The following is a 16971-nucleotide window of genomic DNA, read 5'->3' as shown; positions in this document are numbered from 1 at the left end:
GTCTCAGGCCCCGTGGCTGTGCGCGGGGGCGACCGTTGCGGAGTGGCGGCCACCGCGGAGCCGCTGGGCCGGGATGCTCGTGACCACGACGGCCCCGATGGCGGTGGTGATCGGGATCGCGAGCGCCAGGCCGATCGAGCTGACGGCCGTGCGGGCGATCTCCTCGGCGAACTCCCCGCTGGTCAGGGTCTGCAGGAGCGGGAAGCGGTACACCTGCACGAGCAGCAGCACGGGCAGGGCAGCGCCCGTGTAGGCGAAGGCGATCGTGTAGACGGTCGAGGCGATGTGGTCGCGGCCGATGCGCATCCCCCCGGCGAACAGCTGCCGTCGGCTCGCCGTCGGATCGGCTGCGCGCAGCTCCCACAGGGCCGAGGCCTGCGTGATCGTCACGTCGTTGAGCACGCCGAGGCCCGCCAGCACGACGCCGCAGACGAAGATCCCGCTCAGGGTCCGACCGTCCTGCCCGTCCAGGACGAGGGTGAGCTGGTAGCTCTGCTCCGTCGAGATCCCGGTCAGGTGCGCGGCGCTCGCCGCGGCAGCGCCGAGCGCACCGGTCACCGCGAGGCCAGCGAGGGTGCCCAGGAGGGCCGTCGTCGTCCGGTGCGTGAAGCCGTGGGCGAGCGGGAGGACGACGAACATGATCGCTGCCGAGCCCACGAGCCCGACCAGCGGCGCATCGCGCCCCTGGATCACGGCCGGCAGGATCCAGGCCCCGATCACGCCGAAGGCGATCGCCAGTCCGGCCAGCGCGCGCAGTCCGCGCAGGCCCGCGACCAGGACGACGGCCCCGGCGAACGCCACTGCCAGCACCGCCAGGGGGCTGCCGCGGTCGTAGTCGTACCAGCCGAAGACCTCGGTGTCCGTCCCGACGGCCGGGTAGTGGACGAGCACGAGATCGGTCCCGACGGGCACGTCCTCGGCGACGACGGTGCCCGGCGTCCAGACCTTGACCTCGGTGCCCGCCCGGTCCGAGCCGGTCAGGACGGCGGTCACCCGGGTGCACTGCACCGACTCGGGGATCGACCCGTCGGGCAGCCGGTTCTCGTTCGTGCCCGCGCAGGACTCCGTCGTCACGGCGGTGACGCTCGCCGTCGGGTACTCCGCCTGGTCGACCGTGTACGGGGTCGGGGCGGACCCGTCCGGCCGGAGCAGGACGAGGCCCACCACGGTCAGCAGCGCGAGCGGGAGCAGGAGGGCGAGCAGGACGGCGTTCGTCCGGTGCAGGGGACCGCGAGGAGTCAGGGGTGAGCGGGTCACGGACAGATGATCCCTCACTCCTGCGCGGGAGCCCGACAGGTGGCCACGGCCCGGGCGCGGGTCGCGAGAGCACCGCGGGGGCGAGCGCCGTCGGAGCGTAGGGGACAATCGGGGGGTGACTCCCTCCGACCTCGACGCCCCGGCGCGCCCGCAGGCCGCGACCACTGCCGTGCTCCCGCCGCTGCACATCGGCCCGATCACCGTGGAGACGCCGGTGGTCCTCGCGCCGATGGCGGGGGTGACCAACCGTGCCTTCCGGCGACTGTGCCGCGAGCACGGGGCCGGTCTGTACGTCGCGGAGATGGTCACCTCGCGTGCGCTCTACGAGCGGAACCCCGAGGCGCTGCGGATCATCCAGCAGGACGCGGACGAGAAGCCGCGATCGGTCCAGGTGTACGGGGTCGAGCCCGTGACGGTGGCCGCGGCGGTCCGGATCCTGGCAGCGGAGGACCGCGCCGACCACATCGACCTCAACTTCGGCTGCCCGGTGCCCAAGGTGACCCGCAAGGGCGGGGGAGCAGCGTTGCCGTGGAAGGGCGGGCTCTTCGAGTCGATCGTGCGCGGCGCGGTGGCGGCTGCAGCGCCCTATGGCGTCCCGGTCACGGTCAAGATGCGCAAGGGCATCGACGAGGACCACCTGACCTACCTCGAGGCGGGGCTCGTCGCGCAGGACGCCGGGGTGGCCGCCGTCGCCCTGCACGCGCGCACCGCTGCCGACTACTACTCCGGGACCGCGGACTGGGAGGCGATCGCCCGGCTCAAGCAGACGGTGACCGACATCCCGGTGCTGGGCAACGGGGACATCTGGTCCGCGGAGGACGCGCTCGCGATGGTCGAGCAGACGGGCTGCGACGGCGTCGTGGTCGGGCGGGGCTGCCAGGGGCGCCCGTGGCTCTTCGCCGACCTCGCGGCCGCCTTCCACGGATCGCCCGAGCGGATCCGCCCCGGCCTGGCCTACGTCGCGGCCTCGATCCGCCGGCATGCCGAGCTCATGGTCGAGGACGGCGACCCGCTCAAGGCGATGCGCGAGATGCGCAAGCACATGGCCTGGTACCTCAAGGGCTATGCCGTCGGGGGTGACCTGCGGGCACGGCTCGGCCTGGTCGAGACCCTCGACCAGCTCGACGACCTGCTCGCCGAGCTCGACCTCGAGCAGGGCTACCCCGGTGTCGGGGCCGAGGGGCAGCGGGGTCGGGCGGGGTCTCCCAAGAGGCCGTCCCTTCCGGAGGGCTGGCTGGAGTCGCGCGAGCTGAGCGAGTCGTTCCGGATCGCTCTCGCCGAGGCCGAGAGCGGGGTCTCGGGCGGCTGAGCGGGTCCGGCCCCCGAGCGTCCCGGCGGCGATAGCCTGCCCGTATGGCGCGACGGGGGCGGCAGGGGCACGGTCACGAGATGGTCGAGGTCCTGCTCGAGGAGGACGACCCGCCCGAGCACGTCGACCTCCTGCGGGGCCCGTCCTTGCCGCGCCGTCTGGGGGCCCGGTGGTCCACACGTCCCGGAGGCCTCCGCTCGGGCGCTGCCCGGCTCGGGGCCGTGGTCGGCGCGCTGGGCCTGGTGGCCGTCGTCGCCCAGCAGGGCAGCGTCGCCGCTGCTGAGGGGGCCCTCTCGGCGAGACTCGCGGCGACCGCTGGGCTCTCCGTCCCGTTGGACGAGCCGCTGCGTGAGGTCTGGCATCTCGAGGACTCCTGGCCGCAGGGCCGGCTGGACGGTGATCTCCTCGTCATGGAGCAGTCGGCGGGCCGGATGGTCCGGCTCGACCCGAGCACGGGCGAGGTCCGGTGGTCGGCCACCGTCTCGGGTTGGTGCACACCGCTCGAGGAGAACGGTGGTGGGGCCTTCCCCGACGGGTTGATCCCGCGGCTGACCGGCGAGCGCCTCGTCTGCGAGGGGATGGACCCCACCGTCGCGGACGGCTGGGCGAGCAGGGTCGTGCTGCTCTCGGTGGCGGACGGCGCGGTGCAGACCGGCCCTGCTCTCGACGGCGCACCGCTCGGGACGACGCTCGTCGAGGGGGACGTCGTGCTCTCGGCGCAGACCGCCGACGGACGTCTTCTCGCCCAGCGGTGGTCTCCCGAGTCCGGGCAGACGGTCTGGAGCCACAGGGGCACCGAGCCCGTCGTGGACCCGGCGGCGGGCTACGGCATCGCCTGGGGCCCTGGCTACCTTCAGATCGACGGGAGTCGCACCCTGCTCCTGGACCTCGCGAGCGGCCGCGAGATCGCCACTCCGGACGAGGCGACGAGTGACGACACGGCCTTCGACATCACCGGCGAGGTCGTGACGCTCGCCGACGGCTCCCTCGTCGGGGGAAGCGTGAGCGAGGGGACCGGGCTCTCGTGGACCGCGGCCGACGGCACTGCTCGTCCTGACTTCCCGGGGTGGCCCGTCGTGCCGGGGAGCGATGACGGTTCCGGGGGCGCCGTCGCCTTCGCCTCCCTCGCCGACGGCATGCTCGCCGCGGTGGACCTCGACGCGCAGGAGGTCCGGTGGACGGCGCAGGCCTCGGAGGGTTGGGGGATCTCGGCGGTGGTCGCCGTGCTCGACGGCAGAGTCCTGCTGGCCAGGGGGGGATCCGTCGCGGTGGCCGACGTCGCCACGGGCGAGGAGCTGTGGTCCCGCGAGCGGTCGACGGACCAGTGGGGTGCTGCGGCGGTCACCGACGGTCGGGCGCTCGCGTACGTCGAACGCCCGGTCCAGGACGGCACCGGGCTGACGGGCCCCATGGTGCTGACCGCGGTCGACCTGGCCACCGGAGAGGTCGTGGCGCGCACCCCTCTCGGCAGCGGTTCGGCTGCTCTCCTCGGCTGTACGCCGGACGGGACCGTCCTCGTCATGACCGAGGAGGGCGGACTCGTGGGCCTCCGTCCCTGAGCGGACGGCCCCCGGTCCCGACGGGCCGAGCGGCTACGCCCGACCTACAGTGACCGGGTGAGAGGCGGCCGGGACGGTCTGGTCGACGTCATCCTCGAGGACGAGACCTCGGCGCTCCCCTCGCGGTTCGCGGAGCGACGGTCGTGGCCTCCCCTGGCGTGGAGCCGGCTCGCGGCGGCGGTCGCGGTTCTCCTGGCGGCGCTCGTCGTGGTCGACGGGACGTCCGGGGCCCGGGACCATGCCCGACGGCTGGGGTCCACCGGCCTGTCCGGTTCCTTGAGCGCGCCGCTCGTCGAGCAGTGGCGGGCCGAGGCGGGCGAGGTCCTCGGCGTCGTCGGCGAGCTGCTGCTCACCGCCCTGCCGTCCGGCGCCGGTGTGCTCGCGCTACGGCTCGACGACGGGTCGCCGAGCTGGCAGGGGCCGCAGGGTCTTGGCGCCTGCGTCCTGCACGGCCTGGACGAGGCGGCCGGCGGGCTCCCGGCCCCGAGCACGGTGCGCCGCGATCCCGACGGAACGGTCGTGGTGTGCACCTCGTACACCGGGTCGCCCTCGGGGAGCCAGGAGCGCGTGCGGGTTCTCGACCCGGGAACGGGGATCGTCGTGCTCGACGTCCCGTGGACCTCCTCGGGTGGCGGTGGCACCTACGCCGACGGTGACGGGTTGATCACCTACGGGATCGACCTGGACAGCCGGGCGATCGCCGCACGCTGGTCGCTGAGAACCGGGCTGCAGGAGTGGTTCGTCACCGCCGCGGAGCGTCGGGCCGTGCCGAGGCTCGACGCCGTGGCGCACCGCATCACGGTGGTGGGGGAGAGCCGGGCGGTCCTCGACCTGCGGACCGGCAGACTCGTGCCGCAGGCTCCCGCCGACGTGCAGGCCGAGCAGACCGTCGTGCTGCTCGGGCCGGTGCCGCTGCCGGACGGCGCGACGGCGGTGAGCGAGAGCGGCGCGCAGGGGGCGTCCCGGGTGGCGGTGCGCGAGCCCTCGGGTGACCTGCGGTTCCGCCGGGACGGGTCGCTCCTGGTCCCCGCCGTCGAGGAGCGGGGAAGCAGGTCCGTCCTGCTGGTCCGTCGCGGGGTCGGGGTGACCGGGCTCGACGCGGAGACCGGCGACGAGCTGTGGACCGTGCAGGCAGGCTCTGCGGGACTCCCCCGGAGCGGGGTCCAGGCGTCGGTGGCCGCTGTGGCGGGCCTCGCCGGCCTGGTCGTGCTCGGAACGGAGGACCGGGTCCTCGCGGTCGACCGCCGGACAGGGGCGGTGCGGTGGTCGACCGGGATCAGCGGCCGGGGCGGCCCGTGTGACGGGTACCGGCTCGCCGTCGTCGAGGAGGGACCCGACGGTGCGTCCCTGGTGGTCCTCGACCTGGACGAGGGGACAGAGGTCCGCCGGCAGGCCTTGCCGTTGACCGGCGAGTCCTCGCTCGTCGCCCTGCCAGGAGGGAGGGTGGCTCAGGTCGGGGCCGCGCAGCTCGCTGTGCTCGGACCGGGGTCCTCCGAGGGCTGAGCCGCGCCGCAGACCCTCAGCGCAGACGCGCCCAGACCGTCGTGTCCGGCGGGACGAGCACCGACTCGTCCTCGGCGATCGGCAGGTCCGCCGAGGCGTGCAGGAGCGTGAGGTCGGCGGGCAGCCGCAGCGGGTCGGTCCCCAGGTTGCAGAGCACCAGGACGTCGCGGTTGACGAAGGCGAGCACGCGCTCGGTGGCGCAGGTCGGCAGCCCGTCGACCCAGGCGAGCGAGCCGGTGCCGAGCTGGAACTCTCGGCGCAGGCGCAGGGCCGAGCGGTAGACCTCGTAGGTCGAGCCGGCCACCCCGCGCTGGGCGTCGAGGGCGTACCGCGCGAAGGACGCCGGCTGGTCGAGCCAGGCGTCGCCGGTGGGGGAGAAGCCGTAGGCGGGCTCGGCTGCGCTCCACGGCAGGGGGACCCGGCAGCCGTCGCGGCCGCGGTGCACCCCGCCGGTGCGGAACCAGGTGGGGTCCTGGCGCTGCTCGTCGTCGAGCGTGGTGTGCTCGGGCAGCCCGAGCTCCTCACCCTGGTACAGGTACGCCGACCCGGGCAGGGCCAGCATGAGCAGGCTCGCCGCGCGGGCGCGACGCAGCCCGAGCTCCTCGTCGGGCTGCGTGTCCTGCGCTCCGATCCCGTTGGGCATCGGTGCGTCCTGGGGCAGGCCCAGGCGGGTGGCGTGCCGCACGACGTCGTGGTTCGACAGCACCCAGGTGGTCGGGGCGGACACCGCGTCCATCGCCTGCAGCGAGTCGGTGATGACCTCGCGCAGCGCCGTCGCGTCCCAGCGTGCGGTGAGGAAGGCGAAGTTGAAGGCCTGGTGCATCTCGTCAGGACGCACGTACCGGGCCAGGCGCTCGACGGGGCTGACCCATGCCTCCGCGACCAGGACGCGGTCGCCCTCGTACTCGTCGAGGACCGCGCGCCACTCCCGGTAGATCTCGTGGACACCCTCCTGGTCCCACATGGGGCCGTGGTGGGCGGCGGGTGCCCCGCCCTCGTCGTCCGTCGGCGGCATCTCGGGGAGGCCGGGCTCCTTGACCAGTCCGTGCGCGACGTCGACCCGGAAGCCGTCGATGCCGCGGTCGAGCCAGAAACGCAGCACGGACTCGAACTCCGCGCGGACCTCGGGGTTGGTCCAGTCGAGATCGGGCTGGGTCACGTCGAACAGGTGCAGGTACCACTGACCGGGGGTGCCGTCGTTCTCCGTCGCGCGGCTCCATGCCGGGCCCCCGAAGACCGAGCGCCAGCCGTTCGGCGGTTCGGCGCCCTGGGGCCCCGTGCCGTCACGGAACACGTACCGTGCCCGCTCCGGGCTCCCCGGCCCCGCCTCCAGGGCGCGACCGAACCAGGGGTGATCGCTCGAGGTGTGGTTGGGGACGAGGTCGATGACGACCCGCATGCCCCGTCGGTGCGCCTCGGCGACGAGCCGGTCGGCATCCTCCAGGGTGCCGAAGACCGGGTCGACCTCGCGGTAGTCCGCCACGTCGTAGCCGGCGTCGTTCTGCGGCGACCGGTAGAAGGGGGAGAGCCACAACGCGTCCACCCCGAGCCGGGCGAGGTGCACCAGGCGCCCGGTGATGCCTTGCAGGTCGCCGATGCCGTCACCGTCGCTGTCGCAGAACGAGCGCGGGTAGACCTGGTAGATGACGGCGCTTCGCCACCACCTGTCGTTCGCCACCTGCGCCGACGGGACGGCGCGGTGCACGAGCGTCGTGGTCGTCGTGGGCTGGGGAGCGGGAGGAGCCTGCGTCACGGGGCCACTCTTCCACGGAGCGATCGGCTGAGCACGGGACTGCTGTCACGTCTCACGTCCTGACGAGGGGCGCGGGCGGTCGCCCCGAGCTCGACCATGATCGACCTCGCCGCGCGTGCACCCGAGGCCATGGCGCCCTGGATGCTCGGCGTGTCCCGATGATCGCCGGCGACGTAGAGCCCGTCCGCGAGGCGCACGGGACGACGCAGGTCGCCGAGCGGCGGTGGCGCCGCAGGAAGCGCCGCCGGGACGTGCACGCGCCCGAGGAGCGTGAGCTCGGCAGCGGGGCGGCGGTGCAGGGTTGCGACCTCGCGGCGCACGGTCGTCGCGTCGGGTTGCGCCCCTGCGAGCACCGACGAGGCGATCAGCGCGCGGCCCGGCGGTGCGTGCTCGGGCGCGGAGTCGGTCAGCACGACGCTCGTCACGATCGGTCCGCGCTGGGCGCCGCGTCCGTCGAGGTGGATCAGGGACGGCGCACGGGGGGTACCCGATCGGGTGGGGGTCCTCCCGGTGGTCGCGTCGGTGGAGTGGTACCAGGTGGTGACCCCGTGCATCCGCGGACGGTCGAGCCCGGGGATCAGGTCGGCGGCGGTCCCCGGGTCCGTCGCCACCAGCACGGCGCGCGCCGAGACCCGACCGGAGTCGGTGACGACCTCGCCCGCGCCGACCTCGCGGACCGGTGTCGACAGGTGGAGGACGCCGGCCGGCAGGCGATCGGCGAGCTGCTCGCCGATGGCGCCCATGCCCCGTTCCGGGACGCCGATCGTCCCGCGCAGCACGCTCCTCCAGACGAGCAGGAAGAAGCGGTTCGACGTCGACAGCTCCTCCTCGAGGAAGACGCCGGCGAGGAACGGCCGCAGGAACGACTCGAGCACGGGGCCGCGGAGTCCGCGGGCAGCGAGCTCCTCGGCCGTGCTGCGCTCCGCAGCCGCCAGGGCTCGTCCCGGTCCGCCGAGGCCGACGTCGACGCCGAGCCGGGCCAGCCGGGTGACCACGGCGGCCGAGCCGAGCGGCCCACGGAGGAGCCCGAGCGCTCCGGACGGGTCCGTACGCGGGTCGCCGACGGTCACCGGTCCCTGCGCCGTCATGACCAGGGCGCCGCGTGCGAAGGGGCGCAGCCCGAGTGCCGGCAGGTCGAGCACGCGGGGTACCTGCGGGTAGGCGGTGTTGAGCACCTGGAACCCGCGGTCGAGGCGGAACCCGTCGACGACGTCGGTCCGCACCCGGCCGCCCACCGCGTCGGAGGCCTCGAGCACGAGCACGTCGAGACCCGCGCCGGCGAGCTCTCCGGCGGCGACCAGCCCGGCGAGCCCCGCACCCACCACGACGACGTCGACGGCGCCGGGGAGCGTCGAGGACTGCTGGGCGGGTGCTGACATGGAGCGAGGCTAGCCGCGGGCCCCGGCACGCGCGCGGTCGGAGCCCTCGCGCTCAGGGCAGGGGGCGCCCGCAGCGCATGGTCGGACGGCTGCGGCGCTAGGGTGCTGCCGTGCAGGTCACCGAGGGGGCGTACGCGGACGCGGACCGGGAACGCCGGTGGCCGGAGCCGGTCAAGAGCAAGCAGCGCACCCCGTTCGAGCGGGACCGTGCCCGGATCCTGCACTCCTCGGGACTGCGCCGGCTCGGCGCGAAGACCCAGGTGCTCGGCCCGGCGAGCGACGACTTCGTCCGGACGCGACTGACGCACACCCTCGAGGTCGCCCAGGTGGGTCGCGAGCTGGGCAAGGCGCTGGGCTGCGACCCGGACGTCGTCGACGCGGCCTGCCTCGCGCACGACCTGGGGCACCCGCCCTTCGGGCACAACGGGGAGCGGGCCCTGGCCGAGCTGACGGAGTCGATCGGTGGCTTCGAGGGCAACGCCCAGACCCTTCGCCTGCTCGTCCGGCTCGAGCCCAAGGTCGTCGACGCCAGCACGGGCCGCGCCGTGGGGCTCAACCTCACGCGCGCCAGCCTCGACGCCTCGGTGAAGTACCCCTGGCAGCGGGGGAGCGGTCCCGTGGGCTCCGGGCACAAGTTCGGCGTCTACGAGGACGACCTCGCGGACTTCCGGTGGCTGCGCGCCGGCGCACCCGAGCAGGTGCGCTGCATGGAGGCGCAGGTGATGGACCTGGCAGACGACGTCTCGTACTCGGTGCACGACGTCGAGGACGCGGTCGTGGGCGGCCGGCTCGAGCTGGAGGTGCTCGACGACCCCGGTGCCCGACGGGCCGTCCTGCACCAGGTGCTGTCCTGGTACGGGGACGCGGTGGACGAGGGGGAGCTCGTCGGGGCGATGGAGCGACTGCCCGGCGTGGACGGGTGGGTCCGTGGCTTCGACGGCTCGCGCGCCGCGCTCGCAGCGCTCAAGGACATGACCAGTCAGCTCATCGGCCGCTTCGCGGGGGCGGCGATCGACGCGACCCGCGCCGAGCACGGGCCGGGCCCGTTGACGCGCTACGCCGCCGGGCTCGTGGTCCCGACCGGCACCCTGGCGGAGATCCTCGTGCTCAAGGGGCTCGCGGTCACCTATGTCATGGCGCCCCGGGAGGCCGAGCCCCTCTTCCGCCGCCAGCGCGAGCTCGTCGCCGACCTGGTGCACGTGCTCAGCGAGCGCGCCCCCGTCGTGCTCGAGCCGCCGTTCGCCGACGACTGGCGGGCAGCCTCCGACGACGCGGCCCGGCTCCGCGTCGTCGTCGACCAGGTGGCCTCGCTGACGGACGTCTCCGCTGCCGAGTGGCACGCCCGGCTGGCGCCGCCGCCTCGCTGGTAGCACCTAGACTCGCCGCGTGGCAGGCCGGATCAGACGCGAGGACGTGGCGAGCGTCCGGGAGCGCGCCCGGATCGAGGAGATCGTCGGCGAGCACGTCACCCTGAGACCGGCCGGTGTCGGCTCGCTCAAGGGCCTGTGCCCCTTCCACGACGAGCGGTCCCCCTCCTTCCACGTGCGCCCGCAGGTCGGTCTGTGGCACTGCTTCGGCTGCTCCGAGGGCGGGGACGTCATCTCCTTCCTGCAGAAGATCGACGGGCTCGGGTTCACCGAGGCGGTCGAGTACCTGGCCGGGCGGGTCGGCGTGCAGCTGCAGTACGAGGAGGGCGGGGCCTACCGTCCGGGCGAGGAGCCCGGGCGGCGCCAGCGACTGATCGAGGCGCACCGGATCGCTGCGAGCTACTACGCCGAGCAGCTGCTGAGCCCCGAGGCGGCGGTGGGTCGCGCCTTCCTCGCCGAGCGGGGCTTCGACCGTGCCGCGGCCGAGACCTTCGGCGTGGGCTTCGCCCCACAGGGCTGGGACCACCTGCTCCGGCACCTGCGCGGACGGGGGTTCACCGAGGCGGAGATCTCCGCGACGGGGCTGACCAGCCAGGGCACCCGTGGCCAGTACGACAGGTTCCGGGGTCGCCTCGTCTGGCCGATCCGGGACGTCACCGGTGACACCGTCGGCTTCGGCGCCCGCCGGCTCCTGGAGGACGACCAGGGGCCCAAGTACCTCAACAGCCCCGAGACGGCGCTCTACAAGAAGGCCCAGGTCCTCTACGGCATCGACCTGGCCAAGCGGGACATCGCCAAGAACCGTCAGGTCGTCGTCGTCGAGGGCTACACCGACGTCATGGCGGCGCACCTGTCAGGGGTCACGACGGCCGTCGCGACGTGCGGCACGGCCTTCGGGAGCGACCACGTGCGCATCGTGCGGCGCCTCGTGGGGGACACCGCTGTCGGCAGCGGGGTGCAGCTCTCCTCCGGGGCCTCGACCGGTGGGGAGATCATCTTCACCTTCGACGGCGACGCCGCCGGGCAGAAGGCCGCGCTGCGGGCCTTCGGCGAGGACCAGCGCTTCTACGCCCAGACCTTCGTGGCGATCTCCCCCGGCGGGATGGATCCCTGCGAGCTGCGTCAGGCGCAGGGGCCGGAGGCGGTGCGAGCGCTCGTCGCGGGACGTCAGCCCCTCTTCGAGTTCGTGCTGCGCTCGACCTTGCGGGCGCACGACCTGGACACCGCCGAGGGGCGCGTCTCGGCCCTGCGCTCGACCGCGCCGGTCGTCGCCGGGATCCGCGACACCGCCCTGCGTCCGGAGTACACCCGGATGCTCGCCGGCTGGCTCGGGATGGACGCGGCAACGGTGCAGCAGGCCGTGTCCGCCGCGGCTCGGGCGTCCGCGCACCCCCGGTCGGACGAGGGTCGTCCCGGACCGACCGTCCCCGGCCCGGGCGGCCGCGACGAGACGCAGCAGGGCCGCCGCTCGGCCGAGCGCCCTGCCGGTCCCGATCGCCGCGACCCCGTCGCCGCACTGGAGCGCAACGCGCTCGAGGCCGTGCTCCAGCATCCGGGGGCGGTGGACGCCGCGGCCTTCGACGCGCTCGCGGCCGATGCCTTCTCGGTCCCCGCCCTGCGGGCGGTGCACGAGGCGATCCGCGCCGCCGGTGGGGTGGCGGCGGCCGCGACCGCAGCCGACGGGCAGGCCTGGGTCGACGCCGTCCGGGAGGAGGCGGCCTCGACCGTCGCCCCCCTCGTCACCGAGCTCGCGGTCACCCCGTTGCCGGAGGACCGGCCCGACGCGATCGAGGGCTACGTCCGCGGGGTGGTCGGACACCTGGCCGAGCTCGGCCTGACCCGGCAGATCGCCGAGGCGCGCGGCCGGCTCCAGCGCATGGACCCGAACGCCCCCGAGGCGGCAGAGGCGTTCGCCCACCTCGTGGCGCTGGAGGCCGCCAGACGGGCGTTGCGCACCGTCGACTGACCTCAGGCGAGCCGGACGACCACCTCGGTCAGCACCGGAGCGACCACGAGGGCCGGAAGCATGGCCGCGACGGGGAAGTCCTCGCGGATCCGGAGCAGCCGCAACGCGATCCCGACGAGCATCAGCCCGCCGGTGGCGGTCAGCGCCGCGACGTGCGCATCGGGGAGGAAGGTGCCGAGCGCCATGCCGAGCAGCGTCAGCGAGCCCTGGAGCACCAGGACGGTCACGGCGGAGAACATCACCCCGATCCCGAAGGTCGAGGCGAAGGCGAGGGAGGCGAAACCGTCGAGGACGGACTTGAGCACGAGCTGGTCGATCCCTCGACCGAGCCCGTCCGAGAGGCTGCCCAGCACCATGAGCGGGCCGATGCCGAACAGGAGCGACGCGGCGAGCCACCCCTCGATGAATCGCTCGCGGCTCGCATCGGCCCCGGTGCCGGCGGATCGTCGGCGGCTCCAGGCGTGCAGGCGCCCGCCCAGCCTCGTCAGCCGCTCCTCGAGGTGCAGGGCCGAGCCGATCCCACCGCCCAGCAGGAGCGAGCCGAGCACCAGGAGGACCGGGGCCCCGGAGGGCACGGCCGCCACGAGCTCCTGGTCCCCGACGCTCATCGCCGAGCCGGCCGCGACCAGCAGGGTCACCAGGCCGAGGCTGTCGGTCACCACGCGGCGGGTGTGCTCGCGCAGCCGGTGTCCGACGGCCATCCCCGCGAGGGAGCCGAGGATGATCGTCGTGATGTTGATCAGGGTCCCGAGGCCCGGGAAGGGGCTGTCCACGCGGGAACCCTAGTGCGTCAGGGGCCGGGGGTTCCGGGCCGACCACGGCGGGGACCGCAGGGAACGACTCCCGGTCCGCGTCCGCGCCCGTGCCGGGGGCCGCGAGCGGGGCCGGTCAGCCGAGGCGGACCCGCTCCCCGTCCCGCGGGACCACGGCGAGCCAGCCCAGCTCCTCGCGGACCCGGCTGGCCAGGGCGTGGGACGCCTCGGGCTCGCCGTGCACGACGTAGACCACCGACGGAGGGGTCGGGGTCGCTGCCAGCCACGCGAGGATCTCGTCGGCGTCGGCGTGCACGGAGAAGGCGTCCAGCTGGGCGACCTCTGCCCGCACCGGGACGTAGCGGCCGTGCATCTTGATCTCCGTGGCGCCCTCGACCAGGTCGCGTCCCCGCGTCCCGGCTGCCTGGAAGCCGACCAGGACGACGGAGTTGCGGCGAGCGGGAAGCAGGTGGCGCAGGTGGTGGACGACGCGCCCGCCGCTGGCCATCCCGGAGGCGCTGACGATGATGCACGGGACGGCCGGCCGGTTGAGCACCATGGACTGCTCGGCCGTGCGCGCCTCCCGCACGTCGTGCGGGTCGAGGACCCCAGGCTCGAGGTCGTCGCGCAGCTCGGGGCTCTCGGCCGCGAGCGCCCGGCGGTAGACGCCCAGGGCGCTCAGTGCCATCGGGCTGTCGACGTACACCGGGACCCGGGGGATCTGCCCCGAGCCGATGAGCCGGTCGATCGTCAGCAGCACGAGCTCCGTCCTGTCCACGGCGAATGCGGGGATGAGCACGCTCCCCTCGCGGTCGAGCGTGCGTCGGACGATGTCGGCAAGGGCCTCCGAGCCCTCGTCGCCGTGCCTGCGGTTGCCGTAGGTCGACTCCACGACGATCGTCTCGCTCGACGGCGGTGGGGGAGGCGGCCGCAGGAGCAGGTGCTCGGGACGCCCGAGGTCCCCGCTGAACGTGACGCGATGCCCTGCGACGTCGAGCACAGGGCTCGCCGACCCGAGGATGTGCCCTGCAGGCTGGAGCGTGACCGCGATCCCCGGGCAGATCTCGACGGTGCGTCCGAAGGCGATCGGCTGGAGCATCGGCAGGGCGGCGGCCACGTCCTTCGTCGTGTAGAGCGGGCGGGGCTCGGCATGCTTGGAGAATCCCCGTTCCGCGGCGAACCGGGCGTCCTCCTCCTGCAGGTGCGCGCTGTCCTTGAGCACGATCGCGGCGAGCTCGGAGGTGCCGGGGGTGCAGACGACGGGCCCGTCGAAGCCCTCCCTCACGAGAGCCGGCAGGTAGCCGCAGTGGTCGATGTGCGCATGGGTCAGCACGGCCCCGTCGATCGTCGACGGGGCGACGGGGAAGGGCTCCCAGTTGCGGCGCCGGAGCTTGCGAAGCCCCTGGAACAGGCCCGCGTCGACGAGGACCCGATGACCGTCGGACTGGAGCAGGAACTTGCTCCCCGTCACCGTCCCGGCCGCACCGAGGAAGGTCAGCGTCGCATCGCGCATCTCACGGCTCCCGTCCCGGGAACGTCGCCTCGCGAGCAGTGGGGCGGCAGGCACCCTCGCCTGCCCTCTCACGGTACCGCCGCGCGCACCTCGGCGGTGGGTGTCCGAGGGGTGGGGACCTTCGGCTCTCGGCGCGGGTTGCGTCCGGGAGGACCGTGGTGTCAGCCGACCTCGTCCGATCGGCGCGGAGGCGGTCGCCATGGGGCCGGACAGGGATGAGCTCCGTCGTGGTCTGACACAGCAGGAGGCGCGCGCCCGGCTCGCGGCCGACGGCCCGAACCTGCTTCCGCAGCCGGCCCGCCCGTCGGGGCCGCGCCGCCTCGCCGCGCAGCTGGTCAACCCGTTCGCCCTGCTGCTCTGGGGAGCCGTCGTCCTCAGCTGGCTGGCGCAGCTGGCGACGATGGCGTTCGCGATCGTGGCGGTGGTGCTGGCGAACGCCCTGTTCTCCTTCGCCCAGGGCCGGCGCGCCGACCGGGCCGCCGAGACCCTCCACCGGCTGCTCCCCGCCGAGGTGGCGGTCCGCCGGGACGGGGCGGTGCAGCAGGTCGGCGCAGCGCAGCTCGTCGTCGGGGACGTCCTCGTGCTCGAGGCGGGAGACCGCGTCCCGGCCGACGCCGCGGTCCTGGCGGCCAGCGGGTTGCTCGTCGACCTCTCGACGCTCACCGGCGAGGGGGAGGCGGCGGCGGTCCTCGAGGGCGGTGCGCTCCTCGCCGGCACCTTCGTGGTCGAGGGGACGGCCGAGGCGCGCGTCACCGCGACGGGGAGCAGGACGAGGCTGGCGGGGATCGCGACAGCGACAACCCTGGTGTCCGCGCACGTCACCCCGCTCACGGCCGAGCTGCGTCGGGTGGTCCGCGGGATCGGACTGCTCGCCCTGCTCGTCGGCGCCGCGTTCTTCGGTCTCTCGGTGGTCCTCGGCCACCCCGTCGCCGAGGGTTACCCGCTGGCGCTCGGCGTCACGGTCGCGCTCGTCCCCGAGGCGCTGCTCCCGACGGTCACCCTCGCGCTGGCCTGGGGTGCCGAGCAGATGGCGCGCCGCCAGGTCCTGGTCCGGTCCCTCGATGCGGTCGAGACCCTCGGGAGCACGACCTTCGTCTGCACGGACAAGACAGGCACCTTGACCTGCAACGAGATGACGGTGGTCGAGGCCTGGGTCCCGGCCGGGTTCGCCCGTGTCGTGGGAGCGGGCTACGGGCCGGCGGCCGAGATCCGGGTCGAGGCCCCCTCGGTCCGCCTCCGGATCGAGGCTCTCGCCCTGAGCGGTGCGCGATGCTCGCGGGGATACGTGCACGAGGTCGACGGGACGTGGCGGCCGCACGGCGACCCGATGGAGGCCGCCATCGACGCCTTCGCCCGCCGACTCGGCCTCGACACGGACACCCCTCGCTCCGGTGCGCACCTGGATGTGGTCTTCGCCTTCGACCCGCACCGACGACGGATGTCGGTGCTCGCCGACGGTTCCGTGCTGGCGAAGGGGGCGGCCGACGCGATCCTGCCGCTGTGCGCGGACCCTCCGGCGTCCCTGGACGCCGCGCGGGCGGTGGCCCTCGAGTGGAGTGCTCGCGGGCTCAGGGTCCTGGCGGTGGCCGGACGACCTGCCGTCGACCACCCGGCGGACGCGGCGAGCGCCGAGCAGGGCCTGCGCCTCGTGGGACTGCTTGCGCTGCACGATCCGCCGCGGCCGGATGTCGCCGAGGCGCTGGCGGCGTGCCGGCTGGCCGGCGTCCGTGTGGCGATGATCACCGGTGACCATCCGGCGACGGCCGAGGCGATCGCCACGGAGGTCGGGCTCCGGCCGCCGGACGGCCCGGTGCACGTCGGGGCGGACCTCCCGGCGGACGACGACGCCCTCGGCGCGCTGCTCGACCGTGACGGTGTCGTGGTCGCGAGGGTCACCCCCGAGGACAAGCTGCGGATCGCGCGGGCGCTGCGGGCACGCGGGCACGTCGTCGCGATGACCGGCGACGGGGTCAACGACGGGCCCGCCCTGCGCGAGGCCGACATCGGGATCGCGATGGGCAGGTCCGGGACCGACGTCGCACGGGAGGCTGCCGATCTGGTCCTGCTCGACGACCACTTCGCGTCGATCGTCGCGGGCATCGAGCTGGGGCGCGCGACCTTCGTCAACGTCCGACGGTTCCTCACCTATCACCTGACCGACAACGTGGCCGAGCTCGCGCCGTTCGTCGTGTGGGGGATGACGGGCGGGACGGTCCCGCTGGCGCTCGGTGTCCTGCAGATCCTGGCCCTCGACCTCGGCACGGACACCTTCTCCGCCGTCGCTCTCGGCGCCGAGCCACCGGCACGGACGGCGCTCCGTCGCCCGCCGGCCGCCGGTCGACTCCTGGACCGACGGGTGCTCGTCCGTGCGTTCGGTGTGCTCGGCCCCACGGAGGCGGCACTGTCGCTGCTCGCCTTCGGGGTCAGCCTCGGCGCCGCGGGCTGGCGTCCCGGATCCGGCGCGCCCGAGGCTGCCGTCCTCGCGACGGCCTCCGGCGCAGCCTTCGCGACGGTGGTCCTCGGCCAGGCGGCGAACGCCTTCGCCTGCCGGAGCGCGACGCGCCCGCCGTGGGTGCTCGGCTGGTGGAGCAACCCGCTGCTCGGCCCGGCCGT

At 74.4% G+C, this 16971-nt stretch carries 11 protein-coding genes; 6 read left to right on the top strand and 5 right to left on the bottom strand.

Going from position 1 to position 16971, the window contains the following annotated elements:
* Positions 1-3 precede the first annotated feature (3 nt).
* Positions 4-1257, bottom strand: a complete 1254-nt coding sequence (locus tag ABWK99_RS01600; RefSeq protein WP_372592936.1) for a YibE/F family protein — start codon at positions 1255-1257, stop codon at positions 4-6.
* A 115-nt stretch (positions 1258-1372) separates the two neighbouring features.
* On the opposite strand from ABWK99_RS01600, the gene dusB reads away from it, so the two are divergent.
* Genes dusB through ABWK99_RS01585 form a run of 3 tightly spaced genes read left to right on the top strand, consistent with a single transcriptional unit; the run spans position 1373 to position 5628 of the window.
* Entirely contained in the window at positions 1373-2566 is a 1194-nt protein-coding gene (dusB, locus tag ABWK99_RS01595; RefSeq protein WP_372592935.1) for a tRNA dihydrouridine synthase DusB, read from the top strand.
* A gap of 44 nt (positions 2567-2610) precedes the next feature.
* Entirely contained in the window at positions 2611-4125 is a 1515-nt protein-coding gene (locus ABWK99_RS01590) for a PQQ-binding-like beta-propeller repeat protein (protein WP_372592934.1), read from the top strand.
* Positions 4126-4182: 57 nt separating this feature from the next.
* Positions 4183-5628, top strand: a complete 1446-nt coding sequence (locus ABWK99_RS01585; RefSeq protein WP_372592933.1) for a PQQ-binding-like beta-propeller repeat protein — start codon at positions 4183-4185, stop codon at positions 5626-5628.
* 16 nt (positions 5629-5644) lie between these two features.
* Here ABWK99_RS01585 and ABWK99_RS01580 read toward each other — a convergent pair whose 3' ends face one another.
* The gene (locus ABWK99_RS01580) at positions 5645-7381 is read right to left on the bottom strand and encodes a glycoside hydrolase family 13 protein (protein WP_372592932.1); all 1737 of its coding nucleotides are present in this window, start codon (positions 7379-7381) and stop codon (positions 5645-5647) included.
* Entirely contained in the window at positions 7378-8760 is a 1383-nt protein-coding gene (locus ABWK99_RS01575) for an NAD(P)/FAD-dependent oxidoreductase (RefSeq protein ID WP_372592931.1), read from the bottom strand. The genes ABWK99_RS01580 and ABWK99_RS01575 overlap by 4 nt, the downstream gene beginning before the upstream one ends.
* A gap of 110 nt (positions 8761-8870) precedes the next feature.
* Here ABWK99_RS01575 and ABWK99_RS01570 point away from each other — a divergent pair, with 110 nt between their 5' ends.
* Both ABWK99_RS01570 and dnaG read left to right on the top strand, forming a co-directional pair.
* The gene (locus ABWK99_RS01570) at positions 8871-10130 is read left to right on the top strand and encodes a deoxyguanosinetriphosphate triphosphohydrolase (RefSeq protein ID WP_372592930.1); all 1260 of its coding nucleotides are present in this window, start codon (positions 8871-8873) and stop codon (positions 10128-10130) included.
* A 16-nt stretch (positions 10131-10146) separates the two neighbouring features.
* On the top strand, positions 10147-12093 hold the full coding sequence (gene dnaG / locus ABWK99_RS01565; protein WP_372592929.1) for a DNA primase: 1947 nt from the start codon (positions 10147-10149) through the stop codon (positions 12091-12093).
* Positions 12094-12095: 2 nt separating this feature from the next.
* Here dnaG and ABWK99_RS01560 read toward each other — a convergent pair whose 3' ends face one another.
* Together ABWK99_RS01560 and ABWK99_RS01555 are read right to left on the bottom strand one after the other, a co-directional pair.
* A complete protein-coding gene (locus tag ABWK99_RS01560) occupies positions 12096-12866 on the bottom strand; it encodes a DUF554 domain-containing protein (protein WP_372592928.1) in 771 nt (256 codons plus the stop codon).
* Positions 12867-12981: 115 nt separating this feature from the next.
* On the bottom strand, positions 12982-14358 hold the full coding sequence (locus ABWK99_RS01555) for an MBL fold metallo-hydrolase RNA specificity domain-containing protein (RefSeq protein WP_372592927.1): 1377 nt from the start codon (positions 14356-14358) through the stop codon (positions 12982-12984).
* Between the two features lie 199 nt (positions 14359-14557).
* Here ABWK99_RS01555 and ABWK99_RS01550 point away from each other — a divergent pair.
* A partial coding sequence (locus ABWK99_RS01550) for a cation-translocating P-type ATPase (protein WP_372592926.1) occupies positions 14558-16971 on the top strand: 2414 nt, incomplete at its 3' end.

Origin of the sequence: Actinotalea sp. (assembly GCF_041597215.1) — a bacterium.
Lineage (GTDB): Bacteria > Actinomycetota > Actinomycetes > Actinomycetales > Cellulomonadaceae > Actinotalea.
This window is presented reverse-complemented; position numbering and strand designations above follow the sequence as displayed.

Coding starts and splice junctions, on each gene's coding strand:
- ABWK99_RS01575 (WP_372592931.1), bottom strand. CDS start 8,760: ATGTCAGCACCCGCCCAGCAGTCCTCGACGCTCCCCGGCGCCGTCGAC.
- ABWK99_RS01555 (WP_372592927.1), bottom strand. CDS start 14,358: ATGCGCGATGCGACGCTGACCTTCCTCGGTGCGGCCGGGACGGTGACG.
- ABWK99_RS01590 (WP_372592934.1), top strand. CDS start 2,611: ATGGCGCGACGGGGGCGGCAGGGGCACGGTCACGAGATGGTCGAGGTC.